1 protein-coding gene and 1 pseudogene are annotated in these 705 nt (G+C 44.7%); both read left to right on the top strand.

The window, feature by feature from the left end:
• Positions 1-598, top strand: a pseudogene (locus tag AB4653_RS04550) (cytochrome-c peroxidase); the annotation flags it as partial.
• A partial coding sequence (locus AB4653_RS04545; protein ID WP_372103439.1) for a twin-arginine translocation signal domain-containing protein occupies positions 595-705 on the top strand: 111 nt, incomplete at its 3' end. The pseudogene AB4653_RS04550 and the gene AB4653_RS04545, both read left to right, overlap by 4 nt.

The following is a 705-nucleotide window of genomic DNA, read 5'->3' as shown; positions in this document are numbered from 1 at the left end:
CTATTTACTCGGTGACAAAACCGCTTTGTCTGAGTCCCAATTGAAGGGTAAAGCACTGTTTGAGGGAAAAGCGAATTGCATAGCTTGTCACAACGGGGCTTTGGCTTCTGACCAGAAATTCTACAACATTGGCGTGCCGCCAAGCCCTTGGTGGAATGATGATGGACTGGCACAGATAACGTTTCGATTTGAGCTTTATTCTAAAGGTGTCACCGAAGAGATGTACCGCACTACAAAGGCTGATCCCGGTGCTTACTTTCGTGCAAAACGTAAAGAGATGTTAGGTAAGTTTCGCACGCCAAGCCTACGTTATACAAAATACACTGCGCCCTACATGCACAATGGCACTATTCCAACTTTAGAAGCGGTGATTGATTTCTACGACCGAGGTGGTGTGGCGGATGACGGACGTACTACTGGTTACCCTCAGACAAAATCTGCTTTAATTCAACCTCTCGGTTTAACGGAGCAAGATAAAAAGAACTTACTGAGCTTTATCGAAGCATTTTCAGGTGAACAGATTTTTATTGAAGAGCCGACAATTCCAGAATACCAACCGTTATTTACTAAAGACGAACTTGCTGGAGCAGAAAAATGATCGCCAACTCAGAGCAAAATTCGAGTAAACGACACAACAAATGCATGATGTCACGACGTGATTTTTTACTCTATTCCGGCGCGGCGACTGCCGTCTCTATGGTTCCT

This window comes from Vibrio sp. 10N.222.48.A3 (assembly GCF_041475345.1).
Classification (GTDB): domain Bacteria; phylum Pseudomonadota; class Gammaproteobacteria; order Enterobacterales; family Vibrionaceae; genus Vibrio; species Vibrio tasmaniensis_A.
This window is presented reverse-complemented; position numbering and strand designations above follow the sequence as displayed.